The organism is Paracoccus limosus, from assembly GCF_009711185.1.
GTDB lineage: Bacteria > Pseudomonadota > Alphaproteobacteria > Rhodobacterales > Rhodobacteraceae > Paracoccus > Paracoccus limosus.
Window position 1 is genome coordinate 1 of record NZ_WMIF01000027.1, and the last position, 15,692, is coordinate 15,692.

Here is a 15,692-nt window from a genome sequence, read left to right on the forward strand (position 1 = left end):
AAACGCAGGCCCGCGTCGGCTGCGCCAGCTGGAAAGCTACGCCGCCACGGGCCTGCTCAACCGCGCGCCAAAGGGGTCACTTTTGGGCGCCGATCGGGGGGGCCGTTTGGATGCCGATTGACAGTCGATGTAGGGCAGAGGCGCAAAACCGCCTTCGCTGACGCGCTGAGCGCGGTTTTCGTCGATGGGGTGCAGAATACGTCACCAAGGCTGACATACCGACTTGCGAGATATGTCACCAATGCTGACGTTTCGGGTGGTTGCGCCCTCTCCTGAAGGATCGGTCGCGGCAGACCGCGCTGCCCTGTATCGTCGGTTCGACGATGGAGGATGCAATGGACGAGGAACTAACAATCGGCCTGCCGCTGCGGAAGCTGGCCGAACAGATTGGCAACGAGGTGACAGAAGACATGGGCATGATCGCCTTCTACTTCCATGTCTGCACGGCACTTGCAGAAGCTGGCCATGCGCGCATCAGCAAGGATGATCTCGCGCAGGTGACGTTCATCGCCTTTCAACGTCGGCAGGAACGCTTCCCAAAAGTGCCGATCCTGAACTCCGTGGGCGTTTATGCCCAGGATTGACGGCTATCTGCACGCTCGCATGTGTATGCATGAAAAAATGATGATGATCCCGAGGCGTCGGAACCAGAATGCTGCACCATAACGCGCGCGCACATGTATGAACAAAAAAATGATGATGATGAGTTTCGCCGCAATCATCATCATTTTTTTTCGCATACACACGCGCGCGCTATAGAGCGCAGCAGACATAGCACTGGATTAGCCAGTTACTGCTCCTGCGCCCTTGGGCATAACCGAGTTATTCTAGGACTCACCTTCCTGCGTGGTCGAACCGTCCCGCCCCTGGGCGATATGATGCAAAGCATCAACCCGATGGAGTGACCTATGCCCAGGACCTACGGCGAGAAAGTAGCGGATCGCCTGATCCAAGATGGCGCTTTCGCGTCACGCGAATCTGCCCAAGCGCTGATTGCCTCCTGCCCTGCGATCTCGGACGGAACCAAGAGCCTCCTGCTTGCCCTCATTGCCCGAAACATCATCACAACGGAGACCCGACCATGAACCCCGGACTTGCCCACGACCTCAACCAGATCGACGAAGTGATTGACGACGTGATGGCGCGCGAACGTGACCCGCAGAACGCCCGCGAACTGATCCGCTGGTCCTTCCGCCGCGCCGCGATGGGCACCCTTGCCGTGCTGCGCTACAACGCCCGCCTTGCGCAGGGCACCGCTGCGAGCACCTCCTTCGCGTGATCGCCTGATCTCATGAAACGAAAAAGGCCGGCGATTTGCCGGCCTTCTTTCATTCTACGGAATAAACCCGCCCTGGTTCGATCTTCTCGATAGGCGGAATGCAGTCCAGAAGGTAGCCGTCCATGACAGGTTCCCGCCCCTCCGCGTCAAGTCCTGCCCGCCTCATGGCCTCGTCTCGTGCTTCGGCCCCGCCCGGAATGTCGTGCTCATCCACCGTCCGCCAGCGCCAGACGTAGGGCGTGAACTCGTAGTACCATTCCGCTTTCCGTTCGATCCACACGCGGCGGCGATCCTGTTCGACGGTCTCGCCTTCGACAGCCAAGGACGACGGCACTTTGACGCGAACGCGAAGCAGCTTGTCTGTGCGCTCCATGCCCCGCGTCCAGGCGTCCCAGCGCAAGGTCCGTTCGACGATCACCTGCGAGGACCATTCCCAACGGAAATCGTCCGAGACAAAGTTCTGGAATGTCGTGACGACTTCGCAGGTTTCCGGTTTCGGGTCGTCAGCGCGGTAGCGCGGAAAACCTGCATCGACCAGCTTCTTGAGCGCCGCCGCGTCCTCGCTCTCGTCCTTGCGGTGGCGAAACTCGAACTGAGGCCGTGCAGGTTCAGCCGGATCGAAGCACATGTGATACGAGATCGACTCATAATCCCGCAGGCGCTTGAACTCATGTAAGGCCGCAACTTCGCCCCTCGTGTCGAGAACGTCCTTCACCCAGGTATCGAGCATCTCGAAACGGTCAAACTGCTCCCGCGCGCAGCGTTCCCAGCGTTCGAGTGCCGACATGACGCGCGAACGCCAAGCAACGGCACGCTCCCTGACCGCAGGCCATTCTTTCGGCTCACCGCGAGACATCCAGGTCTGGAACGAACTCGGCTTGCAGATGTCGTCCAGGGCAAGGGCACGATACCACCAAGTGTTCGGCGCATACTCGAGCGCGACTTTGCGGAACGCGTCGATGGTTTCCGGGATCTCTGGCGGTTCGCAAGCCGGGCGCGGATCACGCGCGACTTCGCGCCGCAATTCAGCCAGAAGCTGCGCGATAGGTTCCCAGACGTGCTCGCCGCTTATCGCTTTGCGCAGTGTCGATTCCGAGATTTCCTTCTGGAGGCGCGGATGCTTGCGCGCCATGTGCTGCGCGCGAGGCACGATCTTCTTTACGACCCCGCGATAGGTCCGAAGCAATTCGTCCTGCTCCCAGAAGAAGTCGGTCTCATCCTGTCTTTCGCGGAACGTGGTCATACCTGCGCCTCCATGAAGGCGTCGAGGTCAGCTTTCTGATACCGCACCATGCGCTGCCCTACGCGTTTAAACGCAGGGCCTTTCCCGTGTGCGCGCCAGTAGTTGAGGGTGTTCTGGGACGTGTCCATGTAACGGGCCGCGGTTTCCTCGCTCATCCACTCCGGCCATTCAGGTAACACGCGCGACTGCACTGCCATGCTTATCTCCTTGGGGTTGCATCATGACATGACGTTACATGGTGAGGAAGGGTGTCGCAGCGGGCAAACGAAGGTGGAGGTCGGCTTTCTGAGGTGCCGCGCACTTGCACTTGGCCGACGCTGCCCGCGAATAGCTTGTTTACGACGGCAACGCACAACGCTACATGTTGAATCTGGTTACCAAAAAAATGGAGAATCTCGATGGCAACGGGGATCAACGCAAGCGAACGGCTCAGCCCAGAGGCGCAGACGGCGGCGGTGCCTCATCGCAGCGGACTCCCGATGCCTCCTGTTTCTGCGACGATCAACTTCGCCTACGAAGGCCGCGCAAGCATCGACCAAGTTCTGGCCCTGCAACCCGCGCCGCTTGTTCGCTGGCACAACGACGCATGGCAGGCCGCGCAGATCGAACCGAACGGGATCGCTCTCTGCGACAACCTCGGTGGTCTGGCCGCCCTTGCTGCATCATCGCACAGGGCACGGCTGATCTACTTGGACCCTCCCTACAACACAGGCCTCGACTTTCAGTCGCGCGGCTTGCAGCACGCCTATAAGGACGACCGAACGACTGCGACCTATGTCGAGTTCATGCGTCGGCGTCTGATCCTTGCGCGCGAATGCCTGACCGAAGACGGGTCGATTTACGTCCATATCGGCCACCAGATGCTTGCTCATCTGAAAGTCGTGATGGACGAGATATTCGGCGAACGAAACTTCCGAAACATCATTTCCCGCCGCAAGTGCAGTTCAAAGAATTTCACGACCAACCAATATGCCAATTTGCACGACTATCTCCTGTTTTACACGAAGTCGCCCGCCTATGTCTGGAATCAACCTGGGCAAAAGCCGAGCGGCGAATGGATAGACAAGGAGTATCCGAAGTTCGACGCGCGCGGGCGGTATAAGCTGGTTCCCGTTCATGCCCCCGGCACGCGGAACGGCGAAACAGGCCAGCCTTGGCGCGACATGAATCCGCCTCCCGGAAAGCATTGGCAGTATGCGCCGTCGAAACTCGAACAGTTGGACAAGGACGGCTTCATTCATTGGTCAAAGACGGGCAACCCGCGCCGCAAGGTTTACTTCACCGACGACAAATCCATTCCCTACACTGACAACTGGGATGGCTTCCGGGACGCGCATCACCAGAGCATTGAAGTTACGGGCTACCCGACAGAGAAGAATCTCGACATGCTCAAGATGATCGTCGGCGCGAGCAGCAATCCCGGCGATCTCGTCGTTGATCCTTTTTGCGGATCAGGCACGACATTGGATGCAGCCGATCAACTTGGCCGTCGCTGGCTTGGCATGGACGAATCCTTCGTGGCGCTAGCCGCTGCGACGAAGCGCCTGCGCCACGGCTCGGAACGGATGGGTGACTACGTCATCCGCAAGCAGGACACCCCGCAGGCGTCATTGTTCGCGGAAGAATCGGCACCGCGCCAGAAAGTGCGGGAGCGTGGCACGTTCTCGCTATTCGCGGATGCCGAGTTGTCCGAGGAAGGACTGTTCGAGGCTCAAGGCATCGCCAACGGCTGACGGGGCAGCGCCTCTAACGCCGGTGAGCCAATCGAGGGTGACGCGCTCAGGTGCCAGCTTGAGTGTCGTCACCCGCACAGCCCCATCCCATTCACCGTCGATTGCACAAGCCTCTTCCCAGGTGTCCTTGTGAACGAGTCCCGGACCATCGGCCAGGAAGACGACGCGGAAGGTGTTGCCCGACTTGGCCGAGTATTCGGTGGCCTTCGCAACCTTGTAGAGGTTGCCGCCCGTCCGGTCGTCCGACTGTGCACCGCCACGCGTTGCATCGTAGCGGGCAAACCCAACGGCCAAGACAACAGGCTTTGCCTCGACTGTCCGAATGACGAAGTCGCAGGGGTAGTTGCCAACAAAGTCGGTGAAGACCGTGCTCAACTCAACATCACGCCCCGCCCGGCGCGGCCCTTCGATGGTCAGCACGCCTTTGAATGCCTCGTCGAACCAGTCGAAGAACAACTCCGTCAGTTCGTAACCTGACTGCCCGCGCGTGTCATACTCACCGATCAGGGCGGCCAGCGTCGCAAGGTGTTCCGGGGGCAGATGCGCGAACTGCTCTTGCAGCTTTTCGATAGGTTTGAAGGTCGCCCCGTATGCGCTGACGAGATCGGCCGTCGAAACCTTGCTGATCTTCTTGGTCATCTCCGTGTCGAGGACGGGCGAAACGCAGCGCCGGAACATCTTCAACAACGACATGCGGGTCGGCCCTGGAATGGTGCTGGACCTGATCTGATCAAGCAAATGGGCGCTGCTTTCTGAACCCGCAATCAGTTTCTGAAACAGGGCAATATCGTCCGCATACTTCGCGTGGCAATCGGCCAAGACTTCTGGAAATCGAATAGCAGACAGAATGGGGGTGATGATCGAGTTCGGGTTTTCGATGGTTGCCAGATACTTCGTCATGATGCCCCTCGGAAATGCGACTGCCCCGTTCTCCTATCGCTTGCATCGCAAGTCAACCTGCCAAGGTGTCTCAAACAAACAACATCTTTGCCCCGCGAACCCCGGTTGAGCGAGAACAAAGATGGAACTTATGAACGTGTCACCGGGCGCGCTGTGTGCCCCAGCAACGGAGACACGATCATGCTCACGACCTACTCGATCCATCGCGCATATGACCACTCCATCGTCGCGACCGCCAACCCCAGCGACCTCAAAGCACGCGCAGGAGGGCTTTGCTTCCACAAGGCGAACCTTGGCGAACGCTTCTACGTCCACAACGGCAAGGGGGTTGTTGCGGCGATGCTCGTCAAGCCGCACGGCGTCTTCGACATCCTGCGCGACGATTACCGCCAGTTCGATGCGAAGGCGCGCGCCCTTCGCGCAGACGCGAACCTCCCGAACGACTGAACCCGGAACAGCACGGCCCTGCCAGCATGGCAGGGCCTCCACCCATGAACGGAGACACGACCATGACCATCTCGAAAGCAGACCTCATCACCGCCGTCCGCGAGTACGCAGTCGCGAACTATGACAAGGACGGCTTCGACTTCCTCGTTGAGTGCTGGACGGACGAGGACATTGCGAACGCCATCACGGGCGCGAAGTCGAAGACGGCGGCAATCGCTGCTGCCCGCAAGGCCGTAATGGTGCTTGCTGACGCGCGGCAAGACGCGCGCGCCGCTGGCGGTGTTGACATGCCCAAGCCCGCCCGCAAGGCCCGCGTGCTTGAGGATCGTGTGATCCAGAAACCCGCGACGGACCTCGCGAAGGTGCGCCCGATGACCGACGGCTCGAAGCGTCACCTGCTCGCCCAAGCCATGCAGCGCGGCGCGACCTTGGAACACCTGGTCGAAGTGACGGGGTGGAGCCGTTCGACCGTCACGTCGGCCCTGCGTTGGGACATGGGCCAGGTGGGACTCGGTGTCGAGCGCAAGGGCGACAAATACTTCCTGATCATGCCAGAAGGCCTCAAGCGCCTGCCTGTGCGCGAGGCGACGATCTCGCGCGCCGATGCGCTGGTCGCGGCCTGCAAATGACCGTCCACGCCTTCCCGAGTGGTGAAGCCGCCGAGGCGACGGAAGGCACGCCGCCGCCCTTGCCGTCGCGAGCCTGGCACATGTTTTGGCGCTGCGTGCGCATCCTGCGCGGCCTTGTCGAGGGGTTCGGCTGGCTTGGGATCGCCCTCGCCCTCCTGCTGACCTGACGCGGGCCAGCAACTTTTCAGACCGAAGGGGCCGCCGCTGGGCGGCCCTTCTGATTCCAACAACAGAGGTTCCCCATGTTCCGCATATTGATCACCCCGGCCATATTCGACACACGCGAGACGGCACAGGAGGCGCAGGCCCTCGCGATGCAGGAAGCGGCCACACTTGCACGCGACCTTGGCCAAATGGTTGAGTGCCGCGTTTATCGGTTCGGACGGCTTGCGACAGACGTCTTTGGCCGTGACGTGACGCCCGCCTTCCAAGTTGGCCGCGCGGTGGCCGATGGCCGTTCCGTTCGCTGGTTTGAAGTCGCCCCCCTGCGCATCGTGGGAGCTGTCGCATGAGAAGCCTTCTGCCTGTGTTCATCAACGCGCCCTCGCGCTACATTGCGCAACTCGATGGCTCGAACCTGATCGAGTTGACTGTTCTGCTGACGCCCGAAGAAACCTACCGCTTGTTCGATCTTGCAGCCCAGGTCGAACTTGACGGCGAGACAGCCAGCATACTCGACGAATGGGCATCTGGCCAGGGGCCGCGCTGCGGGGGCGAGGCAATGGTTTGAATGCGGCATGCCTGCTCCCTAAAAAGCCACACTCGACGCTCCGAATAGCCTCACACACTTCCCACGGTTGAAATTTGCCTTTACATTCGCCTTCGTTGCGTTTGCGGAGGACTTATGGCAGATCGTTGGGTAGGTATTGTCGCATCCGGCGACAAGGTCACTATGGTTGATGCAGAGGTCCCAGCCACGGGGCCGCTGGTCGTTCAAATGGACCAGACGCTTAAGCTCCAAGCGGGTGATCGCCCATCGGCCTATGACACACTCTACAATAGCCTAACCAACTATTTCCGGGAGCAGAAGATCGCCAAGGTCTTTGTAAAGGCAAGCGCCGTATCGAAAGGCTCAGTGTCTCTCGCACACCTTTCAAGCGCTGAGGTTCGGGGCGTAGTTATGGCGGCGGCAGCATCCGTCTGTGACGCGCAACCGTTGGCCAAAGCCGCAATCAGCAAAGGCTTTGGGAAGCGCAAGGTTGACGAGTATCTCGATGATGCTCAGTTCTGGAAAGACAACGTTGATGGAAAAGATTTGAGAGCAGGTAGCCGAGAAGCGGCAATCTTACTTATTGCGGCTAGAGGGAAGTAGTAATTGCGGTCAGGTCTAGTTATTGGCGCAAAAATCGGAAATGGCCACTTTGGTGATGTCCACCTTGCTACCGACCAGGTTCATGGACAGGTTGCTGTAAAGATTATTGCACAAGGAGGAACCTCGCAGGCGGACTGGGATTTGGAAAAGGCAGACTTTCTGAAAGAAGCCCAGAATCTTGCAAAGGCTACACACCGGAACATCGTGCAAGTTCACCATCTAGTCGAGAATGACACCGGCGATGCGCTGCACATCTGTATGGAGTATTGTTCCGGCGGTTCACTGCAATCCAAGTTCGAGGCCGGTCCGATGACCGTGAAGTCTGTCAGGGACGTGGGAAATGGCGTTCTTCTTGGTCTGGACTGCTTGCATGCTCGCGGCATGCTGCATCGAGATTTGAAACCGGGAAACATCTTATTGGATGGAACCGGACGGGCCAAAATCGCCGATTTTGGCCTTGTGACGGATAGGTTGCTCTTGGGGTATGGGTCCGCTGCGGGCTATAGTGATCACCTGGCTTACGAGGTGTGGCATCACCAGCCGACAAGTACCAAGACAGATATGTGGGCATTCGGCATGACGCTCTACCGGCTTCTGCACGGTAAGCAGTGGTATGAGGAAAGCCCTGCGCCCAGGTTTACGATTTCCAGCGGAGGCTTCGCGGACTCTCTCAAGTGGCTTCCGCACATACCAAAGCAATGGCGACGCGTCCTTAGGGCAATGATGGCAGATGACCCGAGTCGTCGGCTTGGAACCGTTGGCGAGGCACAAAAAGCCTTTTCCCGCCTTCCGATTGATCCCGCTTGGTCGTGCACCGTGACGGCAGCGGAAGTGGCATGGACCCGCGAGGCCAAGGGGCGGCGCCACCTTGTCCGGTGGCAGCGCCACTCGCCGCGAAAGCATGAGTGGTCTGCATGGACCGAACCGCTCGGCGCGGGGATCAAGCGAACTGTAGCAGGCTCAAACGGAGTTATCGGCAGTGGTGAAGCCGTGAAGCAGTTAGAGGCGTTCTTCGCCGTTTAAGATGCAATGCGGCTCTGTCGTCTGTGCCGAGGCAGAAGATATCCATCGACGAAGTCCGCTGGTCCGACCGGGCCGAGGTCGAATGCATGAATGGCTATGTTTCGCCTGTCAGCAGAACAACGCGCACAGTAACAGTTGCTCGCAACTTGCCCTTCGGCAGGTGACCATGGCGACCCGCAGTAACGGCACTTAGGCTGCTCTACGGTGTGCCGCACAATCATGGCGTTTCTACTTCTGATTGATTTCTCCCTGGGTGAAACATACAGAGAACATCCTCTGGCGTCAAACTATTACTCAGGTGACGTATCCTCAGATGCATCACAATTTATGGAGCGCCCATCATCGCGTTCACATGGGCGGGGGATAGGTTGTGAATTATCCTCGCCCTACCGCCATAGGGGCAACACCATGCTCCCCCACTGGCTGACGCGCTCTGCCGCGTCTCGCGCATTGCTGATGATGCATCGACCCAGGCGACGACAACGAGCACGACGACAGACGCGGGTCTACACCCGGATGCCTGCGCGTTTAAACAACGCATCGGGGAAATCGGACGGCGGGACGCCCGCCTTCATCGCATCGGTCAGGGCCTTCGCGATTGTCTTCCGATGCTTCGCCTCGGTCTTTGCGGTGCCGACAGAGGCGGTCGGGAACAGCTTGTTTTCCGGCAGGTCGCGAATATACGGCTCTAGGGTCTTCATCGCCTTTCGACGTGCGAGGATGATGCAGTACTCGATGCTGTCCGGCGTATCCTGATCAGGCATCGGAAGATGGTCAGGCCCTTTGGGCAGGTCGCGTCCGCGATTGGTGTCGTTTTCGCTCATGGGTTGAGTTTGGCACGCAGAATGCACCAAAGCAAGCGCGGTCAATTGGCGGTCAAAGCCTTCGCGCGCCCCGCACTAACCACTTGAGCCAAGGGGCATCTGGCGGTGCCTGTTAATCAATTGGTCGTAGGTTCGATCCCTACCGCCGGAGCCATAAAAACAAGGGCTTAGCCAAAATGGTTAGGCCCTTCTTCTTTTCCGGGGAACACCTGGGGAACGCGTCCTATACTACCCGATCCAGCACCGGCACCGACCAATCGGCGGCGCAGCGCTCCGCCTCGATGATGGCCTGCGCATAACTCGCGCCGTCCCATAGCACTGCCTGTCCGCCGTCATCCTCGATCAGCAGCACAAGGAACCGCGCCGGGCAGATCATCGGCACCCCAAGCACCGCAAGTTGGTTCTGCCGCGCGCGCAGGCCGCGATCCGTCGCGCCGACGATCTCGATCCGGTCCGGTGTCGCGAACATGCTGTCAGTCATGTTTGCCCGCCATTGCGAGCGCGCATCGCGCAGGATCGGCAGCAGAAGCGGGTTTCGGCCCGCTTCGGACGAAACGCCTGGCCGCAATGACCGCAGGAAATATCCGGCAGACGCCGCTTGCCAGGCAAAGCGCAAGCCCGGCTGCAACAGACCTGTTCAACCCGATGCGGCAGGAAGGTTTTCTGACAGACCGGGCAGGTCTTGGGGTGCCGTTTCCGCTTGTGCGCACCGTAACAGGTATGGGTGCAGAACCGGCCATAGCCCCTGAACGTCTTGCCGCAGTGATCGCGCGCCTTGCGGGTCTTATCGGCATCGGCAGCGGATCTCCGGCAGCAGGTGTAGCGTGATAGGCATTTTTTCAGAGTTTGACACGCAAATTTGCAGCACGACGTTTTTTCACTGACCCTGTTTTAGCCCCCTTTGAACGGTGGGTTAAACGCCTCCTTTACGCCCCCTTTTGTCATTGCCGGTCCTCTTGCAGGCAGCGGTGCCGGCAGCGGCAACGGATCGGCCCCAGAGACCGAGGCCGCTCCAATAGGCCTGGCAGTCCTTTTGCAGGTCGAGCCATTGCGCGCGGTAAGCGCCGCGCAGCATGTATTTGCCCGCACCACCGTGGTTGAAAACGTGCCAGCCTGGGACGATCTCGCGGCCGGCTGCCTCGGCGCGGGCCTTGGCCTGTGCGTGCCAAAATGCAAACGACGTCCAAACGGTGGTCGAGGTGGCGTCGCCGGTCGCCGGGTCATCGTCCATCTGATCCAGCGGGATGCCGCCGATGCCATGCGCCCCGGTCAGGACCGGGATTTGCGGCAGGTCCAGATCGGCGCGATGCGCGTTCAGCATCGCGAAGGTGGCGAATGGCAGGGAAAGGCGCCACCGCCAACACCTGATCCCAGGTGATTGCGGTCAGCGCCGGTCCCTGCTTGTTTGCCTCGATCGACACCAGCGACTCCTCGGCCACGGCCTCGGCAGGCATGGCATCGTCGATGAGGCCCCATTGCTGGTCCGGGATCAGACCCAGCAGCACCTGCGAGATGTTTGCCGCCGCCAGATCACGCGGCAGGCCGAGTTCGTCCTTGCACAGGATGAATGCCGCCATCTGGAGGCGGAAGGTGTGATGCGGGCCGGCATAGGTCTTGTCCTGGCGCGCGCGCAGGCGGCTGACCAGCACCGCCGGCGTCTTGATGCCCAGCTGCCTGATCTGCTCGACATTCAGCCGACCCGCAATGCCACGGCATTCCCGCAGGTCTGGCAGCGCATCCTGAATGAGTGCGGCGACCGTCTCGGGCAGCCTGCCAAGCAGATCCGGTGGGGTGACGGTCCGGCGTCCTGCCCTCTGCGCCTTCGACGGCATAGAGCGCGATTTCCCGGCGGATGGGCTCGATGCCGGTGGTGTTCGTCAGGGGATCATAGGGCGGGTTGGCGGTCAGGGGCCGGCCTGCGCCGGCGGCATAGGTCGGGACGCCGCGGCCGCCGGTGACCGGGGCTTTGCGGGCCTGGCGCATGTCCTCGCGGTCGTAGTCGGCGATGGTGGTGAGGCCGTCGAAAGCGCCGGCGGCATCGCCGAGGAAGGCTTTGAAGGCCGCGTCGGCGCTGGCGGCGAGGGGCTGCTCGATGACGCCGTAAGTTCCGGTCAGAACATGGGTGCCGTCCTTGGGTTCAAAGATCAGCACCGCGCAGCGGTCCGGTGCCTCGGGGGTGTAGCAGGCCAGGCCCGCGCCAAGACCCCGGGTGTCGACCGCACCGGCGCCGCTGCCGTAAAGCAGGTCGGTCACGCTGACATTGATATGCTCACCGTCCTGCGGCATCCATCCGGCCTCGCGCTGCTGCAGATAGAGCCGGAAGCCCTTGGCAGGATCATGCGCCTCGTCCTGCTGCACGGCGCCGTCAATTTGAAGCTGCAACTACCGATCGATCATCCCTCTCAAGAGCAGGTCTTCTTGCACAGCCCGGATTGGGACAGCAGGCGGTGGGAAGCCTTCGTCTCACCCCGCAACCAGTAAGCCTGCCGAGATGAATGACACAGCCATGCCGCTCAGGCGTAGCAGCGCCTTGGGTGTGCCTTGGGTCAGGCCCAGCCGGGCTAGGGCAAACCCTGTCAGATGCAGCAACAGCGTGCTGCCCAGAAAGCCGAGGGTGTAAGGAATGACCGAAATTGCCTGCGGGATTTCGGCGCCATGCGCATAGCCGTGACAGATGCCAAAACCTGCGGCGATCAGGACTGACAGGCCCTCTGGCAGCGACCATTCCCGCCAGACCAGCACGCCCAGCACCAACCCGGAAAGGCCGATCCCCCATTCCACCCCCGGCAGCGCCATCCCAGCCAGCGCCAGCATCGCGCCCAGAACCATCCCCACTGGAAAGGCCATCAGCAGCCCGCGCGCCAGAGCCGCGTGGCCGATCCCCGCCCAAAGCCCCAGCGCCAGCATGGCAAGCAGGTGATCGCCGCCCATCAGCGGGTGCAGGAAGCCCGATGAAAAACCCCAGCCCTGATGCTGCCCGACATGGGCCAGCGCCGGAGAGGCGATCAGGGCGCCGATTGCGGCAGGCGCCGCGATCCGAAAGATATGCATGCAAGGATCCTTTCCTGTGCCAATGGCGGGGGTTCATTTCGACCGGGCGGCACTGTGCCAGCCGGTCAGGGCAAGACGGGCGGCGACGGCAATCCGCTGCAATATGTGGCTCATCTGATGGCCATGTGGCGCCATCAGCCGCAGGCCGACCAGACCGCGATCCGGCAGGGTATCGATGCCCAGATAGATATCGGTCCCGGCGCTGGCGATGACCGGCGCAAGCGCCTCGGCGATCTGATCCGCATCAGAACATCCGGCCAGCCAGACGGTGGCGATGCAGCCCAGCCCCTTGCGCTGCCACAGAGACCCGCTCGCCTGCATCCGGTCAACAAGCTGCGGTCCCGACGCACCGCCGATACTGACACAATTGCTGAGGCGTTCAAAGCTGCGGCCCAAGGCCATTGGATCATGGGCCACGAAGCTGTCAAAGATCACCGCCTTCGCGCCCTCATGCAGCTTCAGCTGCACCAGCGTGTGGCAATTCGCGCCCGGGAACAGGATCAGCGGATCGGGCAGGTATTCCAGAAACCCGCCCGGCCCGACCTCCAGCCGCACGGCCTGCTGGGTCAGACCGCCCTTGGCGTCATGCACGACGGTGGCGGCCTGTGTGGTCAGATGCAGATATGCCTGCGCGTCCAGCCGCACCGACAGCGACAGGTCGTCATCGCCATAAAGCCCGCCGCTGGACGATTGCAGATAGAGCGTCGCCAGCCCTGCAGGATCGCCGGGCAGATGAAAGGGGCGGGTGATGTGAAAGGGATGCGGGGTGCGTTGCCGGCCCAGATAGGTGCGGCCATGCACCGTGCCGAATTGCAGTTCGGCGCGGACCGGGCGGCTGGTCGCCACCCGATCAGGCTTCACCCTGCACCTCGGCGGGGATGTCGGTGAACAGGACATCGCGCACGATCAGATCTATGATCGCCTCGATCCCGTCTGCTTGGTCCGAGGCCGCTCGGCCATGCGGCCGGCAGGCGCAGCCCAGAAGCGCGCGCCCCTTGCGCACCCCCGCCGCCTCGGTCAGGACCTGATCGGCATTCACATGCACATAGGGCGCGAGATCCAGCTTGTTGATCACCAGCAGGTCGGATTGCACGATGCCGGGGCCGCGCTTGCGCGGGATGTCGTCGCCCTGACCCACGTCGATCACGAACATCCACCAATCGACCAGATCCAGCGAGAAGGTCGAGGCAAGATTGTCGCCGCCGCTTTCCAGCAGGATCAGATCCAGCCCGGGATAGCGCGCCTCAAGATCTTCGGCGGCGGCGATGTTCAGCGTGGGGTCTTCGCGGATGACGGTATGGGGGCAGGCGCCTGCCTCGACCGCGCGGACGCGGCCCGGATCGATCAGCCCGCTGCGGCGCACGCGCTCGGCATCCTCGCGGGTCACCAGATCATTGGTGATGACCGCAACCTCGATCCCGCGACGCGCCAAGGCGGGCAGCAGACGTTCGATCAGCGCGGTCTTGCCGGAGCCGACGGGGCCGCCGATGCCGATGCGGGCCGGGCCTTTCGGCGCGGATGGAAGATGGACGTTCATCGCAGCATATACCTTTGTGCCAAGGGAAGTTCTTCCGAGGGCGCGCAGGTCGCGATGCGGCCATCGACATAGACATCGAATGTTGCGGGATCTACGCGAATGTCGGGGCAGGCATCATTCAGCAACATGTCGGCCTTGGACAGTTTGCGCGTGCCCCGGACCGGCAACAGGCGCTTGCGGATATCCAGCGCCGCGCCCAGATCGGCCTCGATCGCCAGGGGGTGGACGAAATTCACCCCCAGCGCCGGGGCCGCACGGCCAAAGGCACCCCATTGCGGACGCTGGATCAGCGGCTCGCAGGTCATCAGGCTGGCGGCACTGTCGCCCATGGCGCCCCAGGCGATGAAGCCGCCCTTGACGACCAGTTCGGGCTTGATCCCGAACAAAGCCGGGCGCCACAGCACGACATCGGCGATCTTGCCGGTCTCAAGGCTGCCGACATGCTCTTCGATGCCGAAACAGCGCGCGGCGTTGATGGTGTATTTGGCGATGTAGCGCTTGATGCGTTCGTTATCGCCATGGCGCACGGTTTCGCTGTCCAGCCTTCCGCGCTGATCCTTCATCTTCGAGGCCAGCTGCCATGTCCGGCAGATCACCTCGCCGATGCGACCCATGCCCTGACTGTCCGAACCCAGCATCGAGATAGCGCCCAGATCGTGCAGAATATCCTCGGCGGCGATGGTCTGGGCGCGGATGCGGCTTTCGGCAAAGGCCACGTCCTCGGGGATGGCGGGGTTCAGGTGATGGCACACCATCGTCATGTCGAGATGTTCCTCGAACGTGTTGACGGTGTAGGGATTGGTCGGATTGGTCGAGGACGGCAGGCAGTTCGAAAGCCCGGCCACCCTGATGATGTCCGGGGCATGACCCCCGCCTGCGCCTTCGGTGTGATACATGTGGATGACGCGACCCGCGATGGCCGCCAGCGTATGTTCGACAAACCCGGATTCGTTCAGCGTGTCGGTGTGCAACTGCACCTGAAAATCCAGCTCATCGGCCACCGACAGGCAGCAGTCGATGGCGGCGGGCATCGCCCCCCAGTCCTCGTGAATCTTCAGCCCCATGCAGCCGGTGCGCATCTGTTCGACCATGGCCTGGGGCTTGTGGGCATTGCCGCGCCCCAGAAAGCCGAAATTCATCGGCCATGCCTCAGAGGCCTGCAGCATCTTGCCGGTGTTGAAGGGGCCGCCGCTGTCGATGCCCACGGTGATCGGCCCCAGTGAGCCGCCCAGCATGGTGGTGATGCCGCTGGCCAGCGCGTGGTTCACCAGCTGGGCGCTGTCGAAATGCACATGCACGTCGATGGCGCCGGCGGTGGCGATCATGCCCTCGGCGTCACGCACGGTTGTTGCCGCGCCCACGATCAGGTCGGGATGGACGCCATCCATGATCGCGGGGTTTCCCGCCTTGCCAAAGCCCGCGATGCGCCCGTCCTTGATGCCAAGATCACCTTTGACGATGCCCAGCACCGCATCGATCACCACGACATTGCAGATCAGCATGTCCAGAACGCCATCGCGGCTGGTCAGACCCGGTGCCAGACCCATGCCGTCGCGCAGCGTCTTGCCGCCGCCATGCAGGCATTCATCGCCGGGCACGGCGTAATCATGTTCGATCTCGGCCAGCAGGGAGGTGTCGCCCAGCCGCACCCTGTCGCCCGTGGTCGGGCCATACATCGCGGCATAGGCCGCCCGCGTCATTTTTGCCATGATCC

The 15,692-nt window shown here is 61.5% G+C and carries 23 protein-coding genes; 12 read left to right on the forward strand and 11 right to left on the reverse strand.

The window, feature by feature from the left end; all coding sequences use genetic code 11:
* Nucleotides 1–335 precede the first annotated feature (335 nt).
* A complete protein-coding gene (locus GL279_RS15510; protein ID WP_155065527.1) occupies nt 336–584 on the forward strand; it encodes a hypothetical protein in 249 nt (82 codons plus the stop codon).
* Between the two features lie 497 nt (nt 585–1,081).
* On the forward strand, nt 1,082–1,279 hold the full coding sequence (locus GL279_RS15515; protein WP_155065528.1) for a hypothetical protein: 198 nt from the start codon (nt 1,082–1,084) through the stop codon (nt 1,277–1,279).
* A gap of 49 nt (nt 1,280–1,328) precedes the next feature.
* Here GL279_RS15515 and GL279_RS15520 read toward each other — a convergent pair whose 3' ends face one another.
* Nucleotides 1,329–2,522, reverse strand: a complete 1,194-nt coding sequence (locus tag GL279_RS15520; protein ID WP_155065529.1) for a hypothetical protein — start codon at nt 2,520–2,522, stop codon at nt 1,329–1,331.
* Complete coding sequence (locus GL279_RS15525; protein WP_211371334.1) at nt 2,519–2,719, reverse strand: helix-turn-helix domain-containing protein; 201 nt, start codon at nt 2,717–2,719, stop codon at nt 2,519–2,521. The genes GL279_RS15520 and GL279_RS15525 overlap by 4 nt, the downstream gene beginning before the upstream one ends.
* 201 nt (nt 2,720–2,920) lie before the next feature.
* On the opposite strand from GL279_RS15525, the gene GL279_RS15530 reads away from it, so the two are divergent.
* Nucleotides 2,921–4,255 carry a site-specific DNA-methyltransferase gene (locus tag GL279_RS15530; protein ID WP_155065530.1) on the forward strand — a complete coding sequence of 445 codons (1,335 nt, stop codon included), beginning with the start codon at nt 2,921–2,923 and terminating at the stop codon, nt 4,253–4,255.
* Here GL279_RS15530 and GL279_RS15535 read toward each other — a convergent pair.
* Nucleotides 4,190–5,155: a hypothetical protein gene (locus GL279_RS15535; RefSeq protein ID WP_211371335.1), complete on the reverse strand. Its 966-nt coding sequence runs from the start codon at nt 5,153–5,155 to the stop codon at nt 4,190–4,192. The genes GL279_RS15530 and GL279_RS15535 overlap by 66 nt on opposite strands.
* 180 nt (nt 5,156–5,335) lie before the next feature.
* On the opposite strand from GL279_RS15535, the gene GL279_RS15540 reads away from it, so the two are divergent.
* From GL279_RS15540 to GL279_RS15570, 7 genes are all read left to right on the forward strand, one after another.
* Nucleotides 5,336–5,602, forward strand: a complete 267-nt coding sequence (locus tag GL279_RS15540; RefSeq protein ID WP_155065531.1) for a hypothetical protein — start codon at nt 5,336–5,338, stop codon at nt 5,600–5,602.
* Between the two features lie 62 nt (nt 5,603–5,664).
* Nucleotides 5,665–6,231, forward strand: a complete 567-nt coding sequence (locus tag GL279_RS15545) for a hypothetical protein (protein WP_155065532.1) — start codon at nt 5,665–5,667, stop codon at nt 6,229–6,231.
* Nucleotides 6,228–6,398: a hypothetical protein gene (locus GL279_RS15550; RefSeq protein WP_155065533.1), complete on the forward strand. Its 171-nt coding sequence runs from the start codon at nt 6,228–6,230 to the stop codon at nt 6,396–6,398. Before GL279_RS15545 ends, GL279_RS15550 begins: the two co-directional genes overlap by 4 nt.
* A 75-nt stretch (nt 6,399–6,473) precedes the next feature.
* Nucleotides 6,474–6,743: a hypothetical protein gene (locus tag GL279_RS15555; RefSeq protein ID WP_155065534.1), complete on the forward strand. Its 270-nt coding sequence runs from the start codon at nt 6,474–6,476 to the stop codon at nt 6,741–6,743.
* Nucleotides 6,740–6,961 (forward strand): hypothetical protein, encoded by a 222-nt coding sequence (locus GL279_RS15560; protein WP_155065535.1) that lies wholly within the window; start codon nt 6,740–6,742, stop codon nt 6,959–6,961. The genes GL279_RS15555 and GL279_RS15560 overlap by 4 nt, the downstream gene beginning before the upstream one ends.
* Before the next feature lie 114 nt (nt 6,962–7,075).
* The gene (locus GL279_RS15565) at nt 7,076–7,543 is read left to right on the forward strand and encodes a hypothetical protein (RefSeq protein ID WP_155065536.1); all 468 of its coding nucleotides are present in this window, start codon (nt 7,076–7,078) and stop codon (nt 7,541–7,543) included.
* A gap of 3 nt (nt 7,544–7,546) precedes the next feature.
* A complete protein-coding gene (locus GL279_RS15570; RefSeq protein WP_155065537.1) occupies nt 7,547–8,566 on the forward strand; it encodes a serine/threonine-protein kinase in 1,020 nt (339 codons plus the stop codon).
* A 506-nt stretch (nt 8,567–9,072) separates the two neighbouring features.
* On the opposite strand, the gene GL279_RS15575 is transcribed toward GL279_RS15570, so the two are convergent.
* Nucleotides 9,073–9,390 (reverse strand): hypothetical protein, encoded by a 318-nt coding sequence (locus tag GL279_RS15575; RefSeq protein ID WP_155065538.1) that lies wholly within the window; start codon nt 9,388–9,390, stop codon nt 9,073–9,075.
* Between the two features lie 223 nt (nt 9,391–9,613).
* Nucleotides 9,614–9,871 (reverse strand): hypothetical protein, encoded by a 258-nt coding sequence (locus GL279_RS15580; protein ID WP_155065539.1) that lies wholly within the window; start codon nt 9,869–9,871, stop codon nt 9,614–9,616.
* Between the two features lie 86 nt (nt 9,872–9,957).
* On the opposite strand from GL279_RS15580, the gene GL279_RS15585 reads away from it, so the two are divergent.
* Nucleotides 9,958–10,218 carry a hypothetical protein gene (locus GL279_RS15585; protein ID WP_155065540.1) on the forward strand — a complete coding sequence of 87 codons (261 nt, stop codon included), beginning with the start codon at nt 9,958–9,960 and terminating at the stop codon, nt 10,216–10,218.
* 85 nt (nt 10,219–10,303) lie between these two features.
* On the opposite strand, the gene GL279_RS15590 is transcribed toward GL279_RS15585, so the two are convergent.
* Both GL279_RS15590 and GL279_RS15595 read right to left on the reverse strand, forming a co-directional pair.
* Entirely contained in the window at nt 10,304–10,621 is a 318-nt protein-coding gene (locus tag GL279_RS15590; RefSeq protein ID WP_155065541.1) for a hypothetical protein, read from the reverse strand.
* Nucleotides 10,611–11,222: a hypothetical protein gene (locus GL279_RS15595; protein WP_155065542.1), complete on the reverse strand. Its 612-nt coding sequence runs from the start codon at nt 11,220–11,222 to the stop codon at nt 10,611–10,613. Before GL279_RS15595 ends, GL279_RS15590 begins: the two co-directional genes overlap by 11 nt.
* Between GL279_RS15595 and GL279_RS15600 the strand changes: the two genes are divergently transcribed.
* Nucleotides 11,182–11,871: a hypothetical protein gene (locus GL279_RS15600; RefSeq protein WP_155065543.1), complete on the forward strand. Its 690-nt coding sequence runs from the start codon at nt 11,182–11,184 to the stop codon at nt 11,869–11,871. The genes GL279_RS15595 and GL279_RS15600 overlap by 41 nt on opposite strands.
* Here the strand turns inward: GL279_RS15600 and GL279_RS15605 are convergent.
* From GL279_RS15605 to ureC, 4 genes are read right to left on the reverse strand one after another with little or no spacing between them, the layout of a single operon-like run.
* Nucleotides 11,854–12,441, reverse strand: coding sequence for a HupE/UreJ family protein (locus GL279_RS15605; RefSeq protein ID WP_155065544.1), 588 nt, complete (start codon nt 12,439–12,441; stop codon nt 11,854–11,856). The two genes, GL279_RS15600 and GL279_RS15605, sit on opposite strands and share 18 nt — an antisense overlap.
* 33 nt (nt 12,442–12,474) lie before the next feature.
* Nucleotides 12,475–13,302, reverse strand: coding sequence for an urease accessory protein UreD (locus tag GL279_RS15610; protein WP_170294001.1), 828 nt, complete (start codon nt 13,300–13,302; stop codon nt 12,475–12,477).
* A complete protein-coding gene (ureG, locus tag GL279_RS15615) occupies nt 13,292–13,978 on the reverse strand; it encodes an urease accessory protein UreG (RefSeq protein WP_155065546.1) in 687 nt (228 codons plus the stop codon). Before ureG ends, GL279_RS15610 begins: the two co-directional genes overlap by 11 nt.
* A complete protein-coding gene (gene ureC / locus GL279_RS15620) occupies nt 13,975–15,687 on the reverse strand; it encodes an urease subunit alpha (RefSeq protein WP_155065547.1) in 1,713 nt (570 codons plus the stop codon). Before ureC ends, ureG begins: the two co-directional genes overlap by 4 nt.
* Nucleotides 15,688–15,692: the final 5 nt, after the last annotated feature.